We start from the raw sequence: 19,057 nt of genomic DNA on the forward strand, positions 1-19,057 counted from the left end.
ATGCGATTCTGATGTCGCATCATGATGTTCACCGAAGGTTGATCGTCAACTTTTTCTTAATGATTTCTCAATCCTTACGAATTGTTACAAGGTGGTTTTAATCCGACAGCCTTGGCACCAGCACCGCTAAGGTGGTATCCCTTGAAGACTGAAAAGGGGGGCAGACATGCAGCTGAACGACACGCAGACCAACGCGATGACGGCGGCCGGGCTGAACCTGATTGCGCAAGCCCTCACGATTTATGATGCAGACCTGAATCTGGTGCTGTGCAATGCGCCCTTCCAGCAGATGTTCGATCTGCCGCGGGCGCTGGTCACGCCCGGCGCGACCTTTCAGGAAACCATCGCCCACTTGGCGCGGACCGGTGAATACGGCGATGTCGCGGATGTTGCCGCCTTCGTAAATGAACGCGTGGTACAGGCCCGCGCATTCGAGGCGCATTACATGGAACGTACCCGCTCGAACGGGCGCACGATCTCGGTCGAAGGGTCGCCGCTGCCGCAGGGGGGCTGGGTGACGGTCTATACCGACATCACCCGCACAAAACAGCACGAGGCGTTGTTGCGGGCCCGGTCGGACGCGCTGTCGGGACAGGTCATCGCCCACGCCGAAGAACTTTCCGCCACCAACCGCGAACTGGCCGCGATGAACACTGCATTGGAAGAGGCCAAGCGCCAACTGACCCTGTCAGAGGCCCGCACCCGTCTGACCACCGAAATGATGCCCGCCCATATCGCCCATGTCGATGCCGACGGGCGTTATACCTATTCCAACAGGCGGCTCAGCTCGGTGATGCCCGGACGGCCGACCGACCTGATCGGGCGCAGCATTCGCGACGTTCTGGGCGCGCAGGCGCATGACAGCATCGCCCCGTCGCTGACCCAGGCCTATGCCGGAAAGCAATCCATTGTGGAATTCAGCGACCACGCCACTGCGCGCCGCATCCGTGGCGCTTTCACGCCGGACAACAACGGCGGCGTCTACATTCTGTCGATGGATGTAACCGAAGAAACGCAGAACCGGACGGCCCTGCAACAAACGCGGCGGCGCGAATCCGCAGCGCAGGTGATATCGGGCCTGGCGCATGATTTTTCGAACCTGCTGACGATTATCCTTGGCCTGCAGTCGCGTTTGGGGCGGCTGGACGCCCTGCCCGCAACGGCGCACCCGTTGATCGAAGGCACCTTGGCTGCCGCACGGCGCGGCGGTGCCCTGCTGAGTACCATCGCCGATATGACCGGCGCGCGGACCTTGCGACCGATGGCGACCAACATCGACACGATGCTGGCCGATCTCAGCGTGCTGGCGCGGCCCACCCTGCCCGAAGCCCTTGAAATGCGCATCGTAAACCGCATGCCGGAACGCCCTGTGCTGCTGGACAGCGGGTTGGTGCAGGACGGGCTGCTGAACCTGATCCTCAATGCCCGCGACGCCTGCGGCACGGCGGGGGTCGTCACGCTTGAGGTGCAGCTGGTCCATGATACCTGGATCGAATTTGCGCTGCGCGACACCGGACCGGGATTTTCGCCCTCGGCGCTTGAAAACGGTTTCACGCCATTTTTCACCACCAAAGGGGCCGAAGGGTCCGGCCTTGGGCTGGCAATGGTTTATGACATGGTGAAATCAGCCGGCGGCGATCTGCGGCTGGCCAATACGGACAGCGGCGCGCTGGTGACGATGCGCCTGCCCTACCGCCCCGCTGTTGCCGCCACCACCGGGCTGGTGCTGTTGGTCGAAGACGCCGATGACCTGCGCGCGCTGGTGCGCGACATGCTGATGGGTCTGGGCCATTCCGTGATCGAGGCCGCCAGCGCGGACGAGGCGACCGCCCTGCTGGCCGACCTGCCGGACATCGCGCTGATCCTGTCCGACATCCAGCTTGTGGGCGAAGCCACGGGCCTTGACCTGGCGAAACGCCTTGGGCCCGACGCCCCGCCACTGGTGCTGATGACGTCCCTGCCCACCGATGATGCGCTGTTTCTTGAAGCGCAAAAGCGCGCCCCGGTTCTGCGCAAGCCCTTTGGCCCGGACGATCTGACCGCCCTGATCAACCCCAAGGAGATGGCAGCACAATGACACGCCCCCTTGTTACCATTCTGGACGACGAACCCGAAATCCGCACCCTGCTTGCCGAAGTGCTTGAGGAAGCCGGGTTCGACACGCTCAGCTTTGGCCGCGCCCGCGCGTTCGAGGCTGCCTTGGCCACCCACACCCCCGATGTCTGCCTTGTCGATCTGTCCCTTCCCGACACCGACGGGCTGACGCTGGTGCACCGCCTGGCGCTGGAACAGGGGGCGATTGTCATCATTATCTCGGGTCGCGCGCAGGTTCAGGACCGCGTGACGGGGCTTGAACTTGGGGCCGATGATTACATCATCAAACCCTTCGACCCCGCCGAGGTCGTCGCCCGCATCCGCGCCCGCCTGCGCAGCCCGAAACCCGCGTCCCAAACAGGCAACGTCGCCGCCTTCAACGGCTGGACGGCACATTTCGACCGGTACACGCTCGAGGATGACACAGGGGCCGAAACCCCGTTCTCCCATGCGGAAGGCGAAGTCCTGCGCCTGTTTCTGGACGCCCCCAAACGCCTGATCAGTCGCGCACAAATGCAAACCAGCCTGGGCGGCGTCGCATCCGAAAGCTTTGACCGCGCCATGGATGTCCGCATCTCGCGGCTGCGCACCAAACTGCGCGAAGACCCCAAAAACCCGCAGTTGATCAAAACAATCTACGGTGCCGGCTATATCTTTCTGGGAGACGTGACATGGAGCTGACCCCCTATCAACTGGGTCCTGACGACCCTGCGCTTGGGCCCCTCCTGGTCCTGATGCACGATTGCTTCGGATATATGGAGGGCCGCATTTCACCGCCAAGCTCTCTTGGTCAGGTGACAGCGGCAAGCCTTCGGGACACTGCGGCGCAGGCCGAAATCTGGTGCATTGGCGCGCCACCTGTTGCCTGCATGATCCTGACCGAAAAGCCCGGCAGGCTTTATCTGGGCAAGGTTTGCGTGGCCCCTGCCCATCAAAGGCTCGGGCTTGCCCGCCACCTGATCGATCACGCAACGGCGCGCGCCCGTGCCTTGCGCCTGCCGGTGCTGGAGCTGCAAACGCGGATAGAGCTCGAGGATAACCACGCCACTTTTCGTGCGCTTGGCTTCACCGAACATGCGCGCACCGCACATACCGGATTTGATCATCCCACCAGCATAACCCTGCGCAAGCCGGTTCCCTAGCCGCCCAACATCGCCCGCATCGCCGGCACGGTTTCAGCGTTGAACCACCCCCCCTCCGGCGTGTTGGCCCCTGCCGCGATGCCCGCTTCGATCTTGGCAATCGCATCGCCCCTGATCTGCCGCTTGACCGACGCAAAGGTCGCAGGCGGAATCTGCGCCAACGCTGCGGCTTCGTCTATCGCGGCTTGCAACAAATCCTCGGCGGGCACGATCCGGTCCACGATGCCCGAAATTTTCGCGTCCTCCGCCGCCATCGGCTGCCCGGTCAACATCAAGCGCCGCAGATCATTGGGTGAAAGCGTCGCGCGCGCGATCTCAAGCGGGCCAAGGGGAAAATCCGCCCCCACCCGAACCTCGGCCAGCCCAAAGGCGGCCTTGGGCGCGGCAAGCCGGACATCGCTGGCCAGCACATAGAACAGCCCGCCCGCAATCGCGGCACCGTTTACAGCCACGACAACCGGTTTCTTGCAGGCGAACAAGGCCAGGAACCCGTCATTCAGCGCGGTCACGATGGCGTGCTGGGCCGCGAGATCAAACCCTTGCGCCTGCTTCAGGTTCAATCCGGCCGAAAACACCTTGAATGGCGATGCAATCACGATGGCGCGCACAGATGCATCCGCCTCGAGCGCCTTGATCCTCTGCGCAAACTGCATCAGGCCTTGGGCGGAAATCGCATTGACCGGCGCGTGGTTCAGGGTCAGGCAAACGACACCGCCCGCATGGTCGCTGCGCATCAGGTCAGGGGTATCTGTCATTGTTAACTTTCCTTCTGCTTTGCGCCGAAGGTTTCATGCAATCCCCTGACTGTCACCTTAAAAAAGCCCGACACGGGGTGGATTTTCATTGCGCCCCCAAGTGCCTCGGCGCTAGATTCAACAAATGATTGAATGCCTTCTTTACCGCACGGGACGCGCTCAGGGGCGGCTGTTCTACCGCGTTGAAATCGCGATGAACCTGTTCAGCGAAGTCTCTGTGCTGCGCGAATGGGGCGTGGCAGGCGGACGCCCCAAAGCAATCGTGCAATGCTTCAGCAACCTGCGCGAGGCGTCTCGTGTTGCGGACCGACACCGCAACCGCGCAGAGCGGCGTGGATATCTACGCTTCTGATCCCAACCGTGCGACCGCATGTGCCAGCACCTGCACCCCGGCAACCAGGTCCGCTTCGCCCGTGTCTTCCTCGAATGTATGGCTGAGCCCGCCAATCGACGGCACGAACAGCATGGCCACTGGCATCAGCCGCGACACGTTCGTCGCGTCATGCAGGGCACCCGACGGCAGCGTGCGCCACTTGCCCGGCGCAACGGCCTCGGCCCCCGCCTCCAGCGCACTGCGCAACCGCTGATCCATCGAAACAGGCTCCAACCCCAACATCGGCCCATAGCTCAGGTCCATCCCGCGGTCCTCCGCGATCTCGGACGCTGCGGTGCGAATGACCGTCTCCATCCGCCCCAGGCGATCACTGTCCGCATCGCGCCACTGCATCGAAAACACCGCACGTCCGGGCACGATAGAAGACGCATTGGGATGCAGCGACAGATGCCCGATCGTCCAGACGGTTTGCGGCGTGACCACATTGCGCAGCCGGTCATTCAACACTGCGTTAAAGGCCGATACGGCCTGAAACGCGTCGCGCCGCAGATGCATCGGTGTGGTGCCGGCATGGTTTTGCTGCCCCTCAAAAGTAATCTTCATGTCGCGAATGCCAACGATATCAGTGACAACACCGATTTGTTCGCCACTGGTGTCCAGCGTCGGACCCTGCTCGATGTGGAGCTCGATAAAACCGGTAAATTGCTCTGCCGACACTGCGCCCGTCACCATATCCGCGACCGCACGCCGCGCATCACCCAAAGCGATTCCGGCATGATCCACCAGCCGATCCGCATCCTTTTGCGTCAACTGCCCTGACCAGACGGCACTGCCCGTGGTCACGCCAAATCGCCCCTCTTCATCTTGAAAGGATACGACCGACACCGCAGGCCCGCCTGCATCTCGCGCCGCCCTTGCGACCTCAAGCGCTGCAATCACCCCCAGGGCACCGTCCAGCCAACCGCCCTCCGGCTGGCTGTCCGAATGCGACCCCAGCAGCAAAGACGGCCCCTCTGCCAATCCGAACAGATTGCCCATCGCATCCACTTCAACGCGCAGGCCCGCATCTTCCATCTGCCGTGCAAGCCAGCGCCGCGCCGCAATATCAGCGTCCGAATATGCCGGGCGCACAACGCCCTTTCCCACCCCCGACGCGCCAAAGCCGCGCAACGCATGCAAATCCTTCAAAAACCTGTCTGCTTCAATCCGCATGCTATGCCCCACCTTCTCTGGCTCTGAAATATCCCAGGGAGTTTGAGGGACAGCGTCCCTCATCCCTTAAAATATCTGTTCAAGTCGATAATTATCGACCCCCAGCAGAACGCGGAAACCAAGGCGATGCAAGACCGGAATGGCCGACGCGCTTTTTCAAGCAACATCCCGAATGAAAATGCGTCATGGCGTGACAGACCTACTCCGCCGCAACGGCCCCCTTCGCCGCCTCGACCTTGACGGCCGAGAATTTGAATTCGGGGATCTTGCCATAGGGATCAACCGCCGGGTTCGTCAGGATGTTCGCCGCCGCCTCGACATAGGCAAAGGGCAGGAACACCATGTCCGGCGATACGGCGCGGTCTTCACGGGCCATGATCTCGATCATGCCGCGCTTTGTCGTCAGCCTGACATGTTCGCCGGGGGCCACACCCAGCTTGCGCAGGGTAGACGGATGCAGCGAACAATTCGCCTCGGGCTCAAGCCCGTCCAGCACGGCAGACCGCCGCGTCATTGAACCGGTGTGCCAATGCTCCAACTGCCGCCCCGTGGTCAGGATCATCGGATAGTCCTCGTCCGGGGCGTCATCGGGCGCGATGATGCTGGCCGGCGTAAACCGGGCGCGCCCGTCCTGGCGGGGGAACCCGTCACCAAAGACAATCGCCTGCCCGGGATCGGTGGGGCTGGTCGACGGGTACGTCACCGCGCCTTCGCCCTCAAGCCGGTCCCATGTGATGTTGTTAAGAGACGACATGTTCAGCTTCATTTCCGCGAACACCTCGCTCGGGTGGGAATAGGCCCACTCCAGCCCCAGCCGCTTGGCCAATTCGACCTCGATCCACCAATCCTCTTTCGCCTCACCGGGTGGCACCACCGCAGCACGGCCCATCTGTACCTGACGGTTGGTGTTGGTCACTGTGCCTGTCTTCTCGGCAAAGGCGGAAGCTGGCATAATCACATCGGCGAAATTCGCCGTTTCGGTCAGGAAAATATCCTGCACCACCAGATGTTCAAGCTTGGCCAGCGCATCACGGGCATGTTCCACATCGGGGTCCGACATCGCAGGGTTTTCGCCCAGAACATAAAGGCTGCGAATATCGCCGTCATGGATCGCATCCATGATCTCGATCACCGTCAGGCCCTTTTGATTGCTGAAATCTGCGCTTTTCCATACCTCGGTAAAGGCCGATCGCACACCGTCATCCGCAACCGGTTGGTAATCCGGCAGGAACATCGGGATCAGCCCAGCGTCGGACGCCCCTTGTACGTTGTTCTGCCCGCGCAGCGGATGCAGCCCCGCACCGGGTCGCCCGATCTGACCCGTCATCAGCGCAAGCGAAATCAGACAGCGTGCGTTATCAGTGCCGTGAATATGCTGCGACACGCCCATGCCCCAGAAGATCATGGCAGCATTGGCACCGGCGAAAGTCCGCGCCACATCACGCAGGGTTTCGGCATCAATACCGCAAATCTTGGCCATCTTTTCGGGCGTAAACGTCTTAAGATGCGCCTTCTCGATTTCCCAATTTTCGGTATAGGCTTCGATATACTGTTGATCGTACAGCTTTTCTTCGACGATCACATGCATGATCGCATTCAGCATCGACACATCCGTACCGGGCCGGAATTGCAGCATATGCGACGCATGCCGCTTGAGCGCCTGGCCGCGCGGGTCCATCACGATCAACTTGCCGCCGCGCTTGGCGAACTGCTTGAAGAAGGTCGCCGCGACCGGATGGTTTTCGGTCGGGTTCGCCCCGATCACAATTGCCACATCCGCGTTTTCGATCTGGTTGAACGTCGCGGTGACAGCCCCCGATCCGACATTCTCCATCAACGCGGCAACCGACGACGCATGGCACAGCCGCGTGCAGTGATCGACGTTGTTGTGACCGAAACCTTGCCGGATGATCTTCTGGAACAGATAGGCTTCCTCGTTGGTGCATTTGGCCGACCCGAAACCGGCAACACCACGCCCGCCGATCTTTTTCATGCCATTGGCCGCGAAATCCAACGCCTCGTCCCAGGACGCCTCGCGGAAATGCGTGTGCCAATTTCCGGGATCGACGTTCAGCCCCTTGGCAGGCGCGTCGTCGCGGCGGATCAATGGCTTGGTCAGCCGATGCGGGTGGTGGATATAGTCGAACCCGAACCGCCCCTTCACGCACAAACGCCCCTCGTTCGCGGGGCCGTTGATGCCTTCGACATATTTGATCTTGCCGTCCTTGACCTTCAGCGACACCTGACAGCCCACACCGCAGAACGGGCAAATGCTGTCGACTTCGCTGTCGAAATCCGCGCGGTCCCCGACCTGGGCATCATCGACGACCGTGGCCTCCATCAAGGCCCCTGTCGGACAGGCTTGCACGCATTCGCCGCACGCGACACAAGACGACGCCCCCATCGGGTCTGCCATGTCAAAGGTCGGATAGCTGTCATGGCCCCGGCCCGACATGCCGATGACGTCATTCACCTGAACCTCGCGGCAGGCCCGCACACACAGGTTGCATTGGATGCAGGCATCCAGATTGACCCGCATCGCCACATGGCTGTCATCCAGCAGCGGTATGCGCCCCTCCTCCAGCTTCGGAAAACGGCTGGACTCAATCCCGTTCAGCGCCGCCATATCCCAAAGATGGCTCGACTTGTCATGCGCCACGTCTTGGACCGGCTGATCGGTGACCAGCAGTTCCATTACCATCTTGCGCGCATTTTCCGCGCGGGCGTTGTTGGTGGTCACAACCATCCCGTCGGCAGGCTCGCGCAGACATGACGCCGCCAGGACCCGCTCACCCTCGATCTCGACCATACAGGCGCGGCAATTGCCATCAGGGCGATAGCCCGGCTCGGGGGTGTAACACAGATGCGGGATTTTCAGGCCGCGCCCGTTGGCAACCTCCCAGATGGTCATCCCGACCTCGGCCTCGACCTTTTCGCCATCCAGCGTAAATGAAATTGTCTCGGCCATGGGGGATCCTCCTGCAACTCGTTTCCGCAGTCTAATCCGCAACATCATGCAACGGCAGTCACAATCCCGACACACCACCCCGATTTTGCGCCACGGCTGTTTCCGATACGCTTCCCCTCGCTTCTCTGGCTAAAAAATATCCTCGCCGAAGGCTCCGGCCCTTCCAACCCGCGCAGCGCTTGCCTATCAAAGGCCCAACAGCAAAAGGCGCGCCCATGTCCCACATCACCCTTATCCGCCACGGTCAGGCAAATTCCGCCGCCACGGACGAAGCCAGCTACGACATGCTCAGCCCGCTTGGCCACCAACAGGCGGCCTGGCTGGGCGATCACCTGCGCCACTCAGAAACCCACCACACCCGGCTTTATACCGGAACACTGCGCCGCCATATCGAAACGGCAGACGGCATGAACACCGGGCTTACCCCCATCCGCGACGCCCGCTTGAACGAACTCGAATACTTCACCCTTGCCACCCTGCTGGAGCAGCAACACGGCGTCCCCCTCCCCGATGACCAGCACGGGTTCAGCGCGCACCTGCCGCTGGTGTTCGAGACGTGGAAAAGCGACAAGCTCGACAATCCCCCGGAAAGCTACGCCAGCTTCGAGGCGCGCATCCAGTCGGTGCTGGAGGAGATTGCAGCAGGCCAAGGCCCCGCGCTTGTGGTGACCTCCGGCGGGCTGATCTCGATGGCGATGGCGCAGGCGATGGGGCTCGGCGTGCCCGCAATGGCACGCATGGCACTGGCAATCATGAACACGTCGATGCACCGCCTGTTTCCCATCGGCGGCCACTGGTCGCCCGTCCTGTTCAATGCGGTCCCCCACCTTGACACCGCCGAGCGCCGCACAGCGCAAACCCATATCTGAAAGGTCAGATCATGCTCAAACTTTACTACGCTCCGGGCACCATCTCGATTGCCGTGGCCATCACGCTCGAAGAAGCCGCGCTGCCCTATGAGGCGATCAAGATCGATTTCAAAACCGCCGAGCAGACACAGCCCGATTACCTTGCGCTGAACCCCAAGGGGCGCGTACCTGCACTGGTTCTGGATGACGGGACGGTGCTGACCGAAACCGGCGCGCTGCTGGAATACATCGCGGCCATCGCGGCAGATAAAAACCTTGTGCCTGCCGATCCCAAAGATGCGGCCCACATGCGCAGCGCCATGTACTACCTCGCATCAACCATGCACGTTGCACACGCCCACAAGATGCGCGGTTCACGTTGGGCCACGCAGCAATCCAGCTTTGATGACATGACTGCCATGGTCCTGCAGACCATGTCGGCCTGTGCCGCCTATGTCGACACCCACATCCTGCGCGGCGATTATGTGCTGGGGGACAATTTCAGCATCGCCGACCCATATCTTTTCATCGTCTGCAACTGGCTTTCAGGGGACGGCGTCGATGTCGCGCTCTATCCGAAAATCCTGAACTTCATGACTGAAATGAAGCAGCGGGCCAGCGTCGGAACCATCTACGAAAAGGCCATGCTATGACCGCACCCCATCTTTGGGTCCGCGCTGAACAGCGCGACAACGAAACCCGCGTGGGTTTGACACCTGCGGGGGCGGCAACCCTGCTGGCCCAAGGTTACCGCGTCACGGTCGAGGCGTCGGATACCCGCGTTATCCCGACCGACGCCTACGCCCAGGCAGGCTGCACCATCGCACCGCAGAACAGTTGGCCCGACGCCCCGGATGATGCCATCATCTTTGGTCTGAAAGAACTGCCCGACGATGGCACGCCGCTCAAGCACCGCCACATCATGTTCGGCCACGCCTACAAGGGACAATCTGCCGGGCGCATCCTTCTCAAGCGCTTCAACGCCGGTGAAGGCACGTTGTACGATCTGGAATATCTCACCGATGACACAGGTCGCCGCGTCGCCGCCTTCGGCTATTGGGCCGGTTTCGCGGGGGCTGCTGTCGCGGTCAAATGCTGGATCGCCCAGAGGCACGGGACATCGGCAGCCCCGATTACCCCCTACGCAAACGCGGATACGCTCACGGCCGAACTCAAAACCGACCTGGAAGCCCTGTCTGCCCGCCTGCCCGATGCCTTGGTGATCGGCGCGCTCGGCCGGGTCGGAACAGGCGCATCGGACCTCTGCAAGCGCCTGAATATCCCCGTTACCGGTTGGGACATGGCGCAAACGGCACATGGTGGCCCATTCCCCGAAATCCTGGAACACGGGCTGTTTTTCAACTGCATCCTCGCAGGCCCACAAACGCCCGTATTCGTTCCAAAAGACGCGGCAATCCTGCCACGCAACCTGCGGGTCATCGGCGACATCGCCTGCGACCCCGACAGCGATTTCAACCCTGTCCCGGTCTATGACCGCGCAACGACCTGGGAAGAACCCGCGCTCCGCCTTCACGACGCGCCCCCACTTGACGTGACGGCCATCGACAACCTGCCGTCGATGCTTCCGCTCGAGAGCTCTGAAGACTACGCAGCACAGCTTCTCGACACACTAGGCAGTCTGTCCCGCCCCGGGGCCCCAGTATGGCTAAGGACCAAAGCCCTTTTTGACCAACATCGAAACGCACTTTGATCGCCCGTTTCTCTGGCTCTCAAATATCCTCGCCGAAGGCGAAACCCTTGGGCGCGCGCCAATAAAAAGATGCCTCCGGCGGGAATATTTAAGAGCCAGAGAAGCGAGGGGAACGCAGAAAATGTAATGTCGTCGCAAGACGACACCATTGGGTCGATGCTGGCTTAGCCGAAAACGCGATAATAGATGGAATCTGGCAAGAATTGCGCAAAGCGGAACAGAAGCGAAAACGCGAATGGGAAGCTCTTCTTGAACCGATCACTGTTCATGTGATCGAACACTTCCTGGGCGGCGGCGTCGGGCTCCATAAGGAAAGGCATCTTGAAGTCGTTCTTTTCGGTCAGCTGCGTCTTGATGAAACCCGGGTTGATGACCTGCACCTTGACGCCCGTCTTGCGCAGATCGGCATACATGCATTCCGCCAAGGACAGCGTACCAGACTTGGAGGCTGTGTACCCGATCGATCGGGGCAACCCGCGAAATGCTGTCAGACTTGAGGTGATCACGATATGGCCGGCGTCTTTCTTGACCATGCCTGGCACCACTTCGCCAAGCACCCGGACGAGGCCTGTCAGATTGACGTCGATCATCGTCGTCGCGTGATCCGCTTCCCAGGCTTTCGCTCCGAAAGGCCAATAGGCACCGGCCAGATAGACGATGCCATCGACTTCGCCCACGGCAGAAACCGCTGCGCGCACGCTTTCGATATCCTGGACATCCATCGTCTGATAGCTGGCCCTACCCGGAAGCTCCTCAACCAGTTTGGCGAGCTTGACTTCAGACCGGGCGGACAAAATTACTTCGGCCCCTGCACGGTTGATCCTGTGCGCCAGCGCCTCACCCAATCCGGCGCTGGCACCGACCAGCCAATACCGTTTTCCTTGCCAAGCGTTTTTCATCATCTGTCCTTTGTTCGGATCGTCGCGACCAGTTCTGCGACCCGTATGCCATATTTGCGAAACTGGCTGCGGTTGATCATTGTTCCATCGGAGGTAAGGTAGATCCAATCGATGGTTTGCAAGGTGTGGCCGCCCAGTTCGTCAGGCAGTTTTATCGGATACCTGAGCTGTATCGTTGATCCGGAATGCTGACCGCGCCCAACGCCCGGCACATCCGGGGCTGTCGCGGTAAACCGACCGCCTGCGCCCAGCGTGATCGTCCAGACACGGTCCTGGGTCGCCTCATTATCATAAACGAAGTGTTCATTGATCTGCGCTGTGTCACCGTCCCATGATACGTTGAAATCCGCGACGAAACTACTTGTCACACGCCCCGCAGGCCCAAAGATGACGCCTTCGCAGACCATCTCTCCGTTCAGGTGTTTCTTCATGTCCAGAACTAGCAGATCATCCGCATAATCCGCCGGTTTCTGGCCGGAAAACGCCCAGAATTTGCACCGCAGCGCTGCGGCAAGCAAGACAACACCCGCACCGATGAACAAATAAGTCATTTCCATCTTCAGGGACCGTCCTCTTGCAGATTTGCCCCCACAAGCAACGCGACTGCAGCGCTCTTGAGCACGCAGGGCAGGCCGGCATAGAGCCAGACCAGTGTCGTCAACGCCTCGGGTGGGGTCACCAAAGCACCGCTGTCAAAGCCAGCAGCGTGTAGTATTGGAAGTAGCGTGACCGCAGCGAAAGCAAGCGTGAACTTCGAGACAAGCGACCACAGCCCGAATCCTTCGGCGGCGGATGGCGCAATCTTGGCCATGCGGGTGGCAAACATGGCGGGCAGCAGCGTCAGGTCAGCCCCCAGTGCCGCACCCGAACCGATGCACACAAGTGCAAAGGCCCCGATGTCGCCAGCCGCCAGCGTCAGCGCGCCTGCGAAGGCGACGATGGCCAGCACCATGGCCCCCAGCAGCACCGGCTTGGGGCCGAGGCGTTCGGCCAGCAGGCCCCAGAATGGCGCTGCGGCCGCGGCGGACAGAAAGAACAGCAACAGCAATGGCCCCTCCCATCCAGGGGCCTGCAGGGCGCTTTCGACATAGAACAAAAAGAGCGTCGACGTGACTGCTACCGGTGCCGCATTCAGCAGGGCGATCAGCAGCAGGCGGCGCGCAACAGGATCGCGCAGCACGGTGCCAAACCCGGTCGCTGACGGAACCCCGACGCTGCGCCATTCACCGCGCATTGCAACAACCGATGCCAGGGACAGCACCGCGAACCCGACGGCGAACCCGGTAAAGGGCGCGTCCATCACCGCCCCCAAGGCAACGGGCACCACAGAGGCCACACAGACCCCCAGCAAGGCACCCGTCTCGCGCCAGCGGGCGAGCGACAGATGTCCGGTGCCGGGCAAAGCGGCTGCGTCGGCCTTGGCCACGCCTTGGGCATAAAAGCAGATGGTCAAAAAGCTGAACGCCGAAAAAACCCCTGTCAGCGTGACGGCAAACCACCAAAGCGGCGGCAGCAGCGGCGGCACCGCAAACAGCGCGATCATCGAACCAGCCATCACCGCGCAGGCCACAGCAACAGCAATCCCGCGGTGGTCGCGCAGTTTCTCGGAGAGCTTGCCAAGCAACGGGTCCTGCACCACGTCCAGCAGGCGCAGCACAAACAAAACGGTCCCCAAAGCCGCGAGGGAAACACCATATTCATCGACGAAAAACTTTGGGGCGTGGATATAGATCGGCAGCCCCGCAGCAGCCAGAAGGGCCGCGAACAGCGCATAGGCCGGAAGGTGCCGCGCCGCGGGCTTCATCCGCGCGAGACCTCTTTGTCGGGCGGGTCGGGACGGGGTTTATAGCCGCCACCTTTCCACCAAAGCTTGAGCGCCTGCCAGTGGATCAACGCCAGAACGCGGCGTGCGCCAAACGGGCGGCGCAGCAGGGACCGCAGGATGCCGGCATTCGTCAGCGGCTTGCGCGTGCCGGTCAATGTCGCGATCAGCCCGCCATCGGCTTGGGTGTAGTCGATCCAGATCCCGACACGGTCGGGGCGGATGTCAAAGCGGAAACGGTACGACCCCTCGACCGGTTGAAAGGGCGAGACGTGAAATATCTTGGTCGCGTGCAGATGGTCATCCGGCTTGATCTCGCGCAGGTCAGGGTGTTGGCACAGATAGCTGTGGCGGTCGCCAAAGGTATTCGACACTTCGGCAATCACCGTGATCAGCGCGCCGTCCTGCCGGCGACAAAGCCAAAAGCTGACCGGATTGAACACATGTCCGAGAACGCGCGGCTGTGCCATGATCTCGATCTTGGTGACGCCCTCGATCTGATGTTGCGCCAAGACGTCACGTACCCAGGCGGCACCGCGTCCGGCCCCCTTGGCCCCGCCATGGTCGCTGTCGTGCAACGATGTCAGGCCGCTGCGGTTGCGCGCGAACAGGGTCGGCGTCCTCAGTGGCGCTTCGGCATCCAAAACGATGTAATCAACCGAGTAGCGGAAGGCATTTTCGACCGCGCCCTTGCGCCCATGATAGGTCACGCCGACGATATGATCGACGCCGTCGGTCATTCGGCGGCCAAGGCCACCTTTGCAGCGCCTCTGATGCCTTGCACCACATCGACCGCGCTAGACAGTCCATCCTCGTGGAAACCATGCTTCATCCAGGCCCCGCAGAACCATGTGTTGTTGGTCCCGTTGAAACCGCGCATCTGTTCCTGCGCAGCCAAGGCACCGCGATCATAGACCGGATGGCGCAGGGTGACCTGATCATAGATCAGTTCCTCGCGGATCGTGCGCGTGGTGTTGAGCGTGACGAAATGCGGGTCGTCCATAGGGATGGGTTGCAGCGAGTTCATCCAATAGGTCAGATCGATACGCTCTGATTTCTGGCCCTTTTCTTCGGCATAAACCCAGGACGCCCATGTCTTGCGGCGCTTGGGCATGATCGACGCATCCGCATGCAACACGATATTGTTGGGCTGGTATTTCACTGCCCCCAACGCAGCGGCTTCTTGCGGGCTTGGATCGGACAGCATCGCCAGCGTATCGTCGGAATGGGTGGCAAAGATCACGGCATCAAAGGCTTCCCATGCACCGCCAGCCGTTTTCACTTCGACGCCCAGACCCGTGCGCCGCACGGATTGGACAGCGGCGTTCAGCCGGATGTCAGTCCCCTTGGCGATCAATGATGTCTCGAGCCGTCTGACGTATTGAATCGATCCGCCTTGCACCGTGTACCACTGATGCTGGCCCGTGTGGCTAAGCAAGGCGTGGTTCTCGAAAAAGTCGATCATCGAATAGGCCGGGAAATCCAGTATCTTGTCCACCGGCGTCGACCAGATCGCCCCTGACAGCGGCGTCAGGTAATATTTGCGGAAATAGTCGCCCGCGCCCAGCTTATCCAGAAACCCCTCGATGGTCAGCGACCGGTCCTGGGCGATCCTCGTGGCGGTATTGTTGAACCGCAAAATATCACTGAGCATGCGCAAGAATTTCGGGTTCGCCAGATTACGCCGCTGCGCAAAGATCGAATCCATCGTCATCAGCGCATATTCCAGCCGGCCCCCGTCGATCGACGCCCCAAAGCTCATGTTGGATTCAATGACCGGCACGTCCAGTTCCTTGAACAGGGCCGCAAGATGAGGATAATTGGCGTAGTTGAACACGATAAACCCGGTATCCACCGGCTGGTCGCCATTTTTGCCTGCGATCCTGGTGCGGGCATGACCGCCCAGTCGCGCTTCGGTTTCGAAAATCGTAACGCGATGGTCATCCCCCAGCATATGCGCGGCCCCCATCCCGGAGATTCCGGCACCGATCACGGCGATTTTGCGTAGGCCTGTCAGGGTGTCGGGCAAGGGCGGGTCGATGGCTTCAAACGGCATAAGAGGTCGATATCCAGTATGTTGGGTGTCGTGAAGGTAATACGGAAGAGACACGCGCCAAGATGTAAATGAGTTGCACGGCTTTTAAATGAATCTGTGTGCCCATGCGTCACTTTGACCGATGACAGCGCTAGCGATCCGGACGGGGTTTGGTCAGGGAGACGACGGTGGTGTCCGGCTCTGCCAGATCTTCGAAGTCGAAGTTATCCAGCCGCGCCGCGCGTTTGCCTGCACGTTCCGCAGCGGTTCCCAGCCCTTCCAGATCGGCACGGGCCTGGCCGAAATGCGTGTTCAGCTTGCCGACACGCTCCACGACAATCTCGACATCGCGGTGCAGCATTTTCAATGTCTTGCGGATGTCACCGGCCTGCTCGCGCATCCGTGCATCCTTCAGGATTGCGCGCATGGTGTTCAGCGTCGCCATGCAGGTGGTGGGTGACACGATCCATACCCGCGCGGCGAACCCTTCGCGAACCAACTCGGGGAAATTGGCATGCAGTTCGGCATAGACGGCTTCCGACGGCAGGAACATCAGCGCACCGTCAGCGGTTTCGCCTTCGATGATGTACTTGCTGCTGATCGCGTTGATGTGGGCCTTGACGGCGACGCGCATGGCACGGGCCGCGTCCTTCACCTCGTGGTCGGTCTTGGCCCGGCGCAGGGCCTCGTAGGGCTCAAGGGGGAATTTGCTGTCGATCACGATGGGGCCGGGCGGGTTTGGCAGGTGGATCAGGCAGTCTGCGCGCTTGCCCGACGACAGGGTGGCCTGCATCGTATAGCTGTCACGCGGCAAAGCCTTGGACACGATGTCATTCAGCTGGATTTCCCCGAACGCGCCGCGCGTCTGCTTGTTGCTCAGGATATCTTGCAGCGACAGCACATCGCCAGACAGCTTGGTGATGTTGTCCTGCGCCTTGTCGATCGCGGCCAGCCGTTCCTGAAGCTGCGTCAGGCTGGTCGTGGTCTGTTTGGACGACCCGTGCAAGGTCGCCGACATCCGTTCCTGCATTTCGGCCAGACTGCGCGCCGACCGGGCCGCGTTATCCGCCAGCCGGTCCTGCATCTGCTGCTGCACATGGGCCATCCGCGCCTCGATGCTTTGGATCATCTGCGCCTGCGCGTTGGCTTGGGTGTCAGACACCGTCTGCAAGCCGCCGCGCATCTGTTCCTGCCCCATGCCAAGCTGCTGCACATGGCCGCCCAGAACCTGCATCTGCCGCGCCAAAGGTTCAGCCATCCGTGCCGACCGCCCTGCCGCGCGCACCGCCATGATCAACAGCATCAGAATCAGCAGCGCAAGCGCCACAGCCCCAAGCACCATCAAGACGCGCGGATCATCCAACCCGTAGCTTTGCCCGCCGATCTGGATCATGTGCGCCCGAACAGACGTTCAATATCGCTGAGCTTGAGTTCGACATAGGTGGGCCGCCCGTGGTTGCATTGGCCAGAGTGGGGCGTCGCCTCCATCTCGCGCAGCAGGGCGTTCATCTCTTCGCCGCGCATCCAGCGGCCCGACCGGATGGAACCATGACAGGCAACGCGGCTCAGGATCGCCTCGATTCGCGCCTGAACCGTGTTGCTTTCGTTCTGGTCGGCAAGTTCGTCCAGAACATCCAGAATCATCGCCTTCGCGTTCACTGTCCCAAGGATCGCGGGGGTTTCGCGCACGGCAATGGCGCTGCCCCCGAAAGCTTCGATCGTCAGGCCAAGTCTGGTCAGTTCATCCGCCACATCCAGCAGGCGCGCACAATCGGAGGCGGAAAGATCGACGATCTCGGGGATCAGCAATGCCTGCGCGGCCACGCCGTTTTCCGCCATCTGGCGCTTGAGCTTTTCATAGACCAGCCGTTCGTGCGCGGCGTGCTGGTCAACGATCACCATGCCCGTGGCGGTTTGGGCGATAATGTAATTCTCATGCACCTGCCCGCGTGCGGTACCCAGCGGATAATCCGGCGTCTCTTGCGGTTCTTCGGTCACGGGCGCTGCGGGTGTTTCCACCCTGCCCCACATACCGGCGGTTTCGGCAAATCCGGGCGACTGCGCCTGATAGGCCGCAGTCCGCGCGCCCAGCGAAGGGCGGTCCATCTGGTAAACCCGCGCGCCGGTCTGTTCAGGCCGCATCGCGCCCAACGTCGCATCTGCCACGGTCGTCGAGGCGCGGTGCCCCGCATCCGCCAGCGCATGGCGCAGGCCGGATACGATCAAGCCGCGTGCAAGACCCGGATCACGAAACCGCACCTCTGATTTCGCGGGGTGCACGTTGACGTCGACCAAGGTCGGGGCGCAGTCAAGGAACAGCGCTGCCGCCGGATGACGGTCGCGGCTGAGAAGATCAAAGTAGGCCCCCCGCAATGCACCCACCAACAGCTTGTCGCGCACCGGACGGCCATTCACGAACAGATACTGTGCCACAGCAGTGCCCCGCGAATAGGTCGGCAGCGCCGCAAAACCGGTCAGATGCAGCCCTTCGCGCTCTGCGTCGATGGGCAGGGAATTATCCGCGAACTCACGCCCCAAGACCTGCGCCAAGCGGCCATGAAGGGCGGCGAACATATCGCCCTGCTCAGCCTCGGCGCGGAACACGTCACGGCCCTGCCCGTCGCCTGACACATCACGCAGTGTGAAGCGGACGAAAGGTTCGGCCATGGCCAGACGTTTAATTATATCGGCAATCGCCTGCGCCTCGGCGCGGTCGGTGCGCAGGAACTTCAGGCGCGCGGGCGTGGCGAAAAACAGGTCGCGCAGGGTCACAACCGTGCCACCGTTCAGCGCGGCAGGGCGCACAGGGCCTGTCTGGCCGCCGTTCACGGTGATCTCGGCCCCGTCCTGGCCCGCAACGCGGCTGGTGATGGTCAGACGTCCCACGGCCCCCAGCGACGGCAACGCTTCGCCCCTGAAACCGAAGGTGTGAATGTTCAACAGGTCTGATCCGTCGATCTTTGACGTGGCATGGCGTGACAAGGCCAAGGGCAGGTCAACCGCCGGAATGCCGCAGCCATCATCCGTCACACGGATCAGCGTCTTGCCCCCATCGGCATATTCCACGGTGATCTGGCGTGCACCGGCGTCGATGGCGTTCTCGACCAGCTCCTTGACGGCAGAGGCAGGGCGTTCGACCACCTCGCCCGCCGCGATGCGATTGATTGCGGAATCATCAAGCTGACGGATAACCGGTGCTAGATCGCGTATATTGGGGTTTGGATGAGCCATGCTGCT

17 protein-coding genes are annotated in these 19,057 nt (G+C 61.4%); 7 read left to right on the plus strand and 10 right to left on the minus strand.

The features are described from left to right. The first annotated feature begins 166 nt into the window (after positions 1–166). Genes RGAI101_RS10515 through RGAI101_RS10525 form a run of 3 tightly spaced genes read left to right on the plus strand, consistent with a single transcriptional unit; the run spans position 167 to position 3,236 of the window. Positions 167–2,077: a PAS-domain containing protein gene (locus RGAI101_RS10515; protein ID WP_008227812.1), complete on the plus strand. Its 1,911-nt coding sequence runs from the start codon at positions 167–169 to the stop codon at positions 2,075–2,077. Beyond that, the gene (locus tag RGAI101_RS10520) at positions 2,074–2,775 is read left to right on the plus strand and encodes a response regulator transcription factor (protein WP_008225893.1); all 702 of its coding nucleotides are present in this window, start codon (positions 2,074–2,076) and stop codon (positions 2,773–2,775) included. Before RGAI101_RS10515 ends, RGAI101_RS10520 begins: the two co-directional genes overlap by 4 nt. Then, positions 2,766–3,236, plus strand: coding sequence for a GNAT family N-acetyltransferase (locus tag RGAI101_RS10525; RefSeq protein ID WP_037227964.1), 471 nt, complete (start codon positions 2,766–2,768; stop codon positions 3,234–3,236). The genes RGAI101_RS10520 and RGAI101_RS10525 overlap by 10 nt, the downstream gene beginning before the upstream one ends. Here the strand turns inward: RGAI101_RS10525 and RGAI101_RS10530 are convergent. Next, positions 3,233–3,991: an enoyl-CoA hydratase/isomerase family protein gene (locus RGAI101_RS10530; protein ID WP_008228157.1), complete on the minus strand. Its 759-nt coding sequence runs from the start codon at positions 3,989–3,991 to the stop codon at positions 3,233–3,235. The two genes, RGAI101_RS10525 and RGAI101_RS10530, sit on opposite strands and share 4 nt — an antisense overlap. A 124-nt stretch (positions 3,992–4,115) precedes the next feature. Here RGAI101_RS10530 and RGAI101_RS10535 point away from each other — a divergent pair, with 124 nt between their 5' ends. Then, positions 4,116–4,343, plus strand: coding sequence for a WGR domain-containing protein (locus RGAI101_RS10535; protein WP_037227968.1), 228 nt, complete (start codon positions 4,116–4,118; stop codon positions 4,341–4,343). Here the strand turns inward: RGAI101_RS10535 and RGAI101_RS10540 are convergent. Continuing rightward, the gene (locus tag RGAI101_RS10540; protein ID WP_008225410.1) at positions 4,332–5,537 is read right to left on the minus strand and encodes a Zn-dependent hydrolase; all 1,206 of its coding nucleotides are present in this window, start codon (positions 5,535–5,537) and stop codon (positions 4,332–4,334) included. The two genes, RGAI101_RS10535 and RGAI101_RS10540, sit on opposite strands and share 12 nt — an antisense overlap. 199 nt (positions 5,538–5,736) lie before the next feature. Continuing rightward, entirely contained in the window at positions 5,737–8,505 is a 2,769-nt protein-coding gene (gene fdhF / locus RGAI101_RS10545; protein ID WP_008228137.1) for a formate dehydrogenase subunit alpha, read from the minus strand. 215 nt (positions 8,506–8,720) lie between these two features. On the opposite strand from fdhF, the gene RGAI101_RS10550 reads away from it, so the two are divergent. The 3 genes from RGAI101_RS10550 to RGAI101_RS10560 are packed head-to-tail and all read left to right on the plus strand — an operon-like array spanning position 8,721 to position 11,064. Then, positions 8,721–9,374 (plus strand): histidine phosphatase family protein, encoded by a 654-nt coding sequence (locus RGAI101_RS10550; protein WP_008225756.1) that lies wholly within the window; start codon positions 8,721–8,723, stop codon positions 9,372–9,374. Positions 9,375–9,385: 11 nt separating this feature from the next. After that, the gene (locus RGAI101_RS10555; protein WP_008228410.1) at positions 9,386–10,006 is read left to right on the plus strand and encodes a glutathione S-transferase family protein; all 621 of its coding nucleotides are present in this window, start codon (positions 9,386–9,388) and stop codon (positions 10,004–10,006) included. Further along, positions 10,003–11,064, plus strand: coding sequence for a saccharopine dehydrogenase (locus RGAI101_RS10560; RefSeq protein WP_008228266.1), 1,062 nt, complete (start codon positions 10,003–10,005; stop codon positions 11,062–11,064). Before RGAI101_RS10555 ends, RGAI101_RS10560 begins: the two co-directional genes overlap by 4 nt. A gap of 164 nt (positions 11,065–11,228) precedes the next feature. On the opposite strand, the gene RGAI101_RS10565 is transcribed toward RGAI101_RS10560, so the two are convergent. From RGAI101_RS10565 to mutL, 7 genes are all read right to left on the minus strand, one after another. Then, the gene (locus RGAI101_RS10565; protein WP_008227475.1) at positions 11,229–11,966 is read right to left on the minus strand and encodes an SDR family NAD(P)-dependent oxidoreductase; all 738 of its coding nucleotides are present in this window, start codon (positions 11,964–11,966) and stop codon (positions 11,229–11,231) included. Beyond that, the gene (locus tag RGAI101_RS10570; protein ID WP_008226833.1) at positions 11,963–12,520 is read right to left on the minus strand and encodes a DUF3833 family protein; all 558 of its coding nucleotides are present in this window, start codon (positions 12,518–12,520) and stop codon (positions 11,963–11,965) included. The genes RGAI101_RS10565 and RGAI101_RS10570 overlap by 4 nt, the downstream gene beginning before the upstream one ends. Positions 12,521–12,522: 2 nt before the next feature. Further along, positions 12,523–13,767: an MFS transporter gene (locus tag RGAI101_RS10575; protein ID WP_008225913.1), complete on the minus strand. Its 1,245-nt coding sequence runs from the start codon at positions 13,765–13,767 to the stop codon at positions 12,523–12,525. Continuing rightward, the gene (locus tag RGAI101_RS10580; RefSeq protein WP_008227312.1) at positions 13,764–14,525 is read right to left on the minus strand and encodes a DUF1365 domain-containing protein; all 762 of its coding nucleotides are present in this window, start codon (positions 14,523–14,525) and stop codon (positions 13,764–13,766) included. The genes RGAI101_RS10575 and RGAI101_RS10580 overlap by 4 nt, the downstream gene beginning before the upstream one ends. Next, a complete protein-coding gene (locus tag RGAI101_RS10585) occupies positions 14,522–15,841 on the minus strand; it encodes an NAD(P)/FAD-dependent oxidoreductase (protein ID WP_008225707.1) in 1,320 nt (439 codons plus the stop codon). Before RGAI101_RS10585 ends, RGAI101_RS10580 begins: the two co-directional genes overlap by 4 nt. Positions 15,842–15,971: 130 nt before the next feature. Further along, the gene (locus RGAI101_RS10590) at positions 15,972–17,213 is read right to left on the minus strand and encodes a DNA recombination protein RmuC (RefSeq protein WP_008225963.1); all 1,242 of its coding nucleotides are present in this window, start codon (positions 17,211–17,213) and stop codon (positions 15,972–15,974) included. Continuing rightward, positions 17,210–19,051 carry a DNA mismatch repair endonuclease MutL gene (gene mutL / locus RGAI101_RS10595; protein WP_008225641.1) on the minus strand — a complete coding sequence of 614 codons (1,842 nt, stop codon included), beginning with the start codon at positions 19,049–19,051 and terminating at the stop codon, positions 17,210–17,212. The genes RGAI101_RS10590 and mutL overlap by 4 nt, the downstream gene beginning before the upstream one ends. Positions 19,052–19,057: the final 6 nt, after the last annotated feature.

Source organism: Roseobacter sp. GAI101, assembly GCF_000156335.1.
Classification (GTDB): domain Bacteria; phylum Pseudomonadota; class Alphaproteobacteria; order Rhodobacterales; family Rhodobacteraceae; genus Sulfitobacter.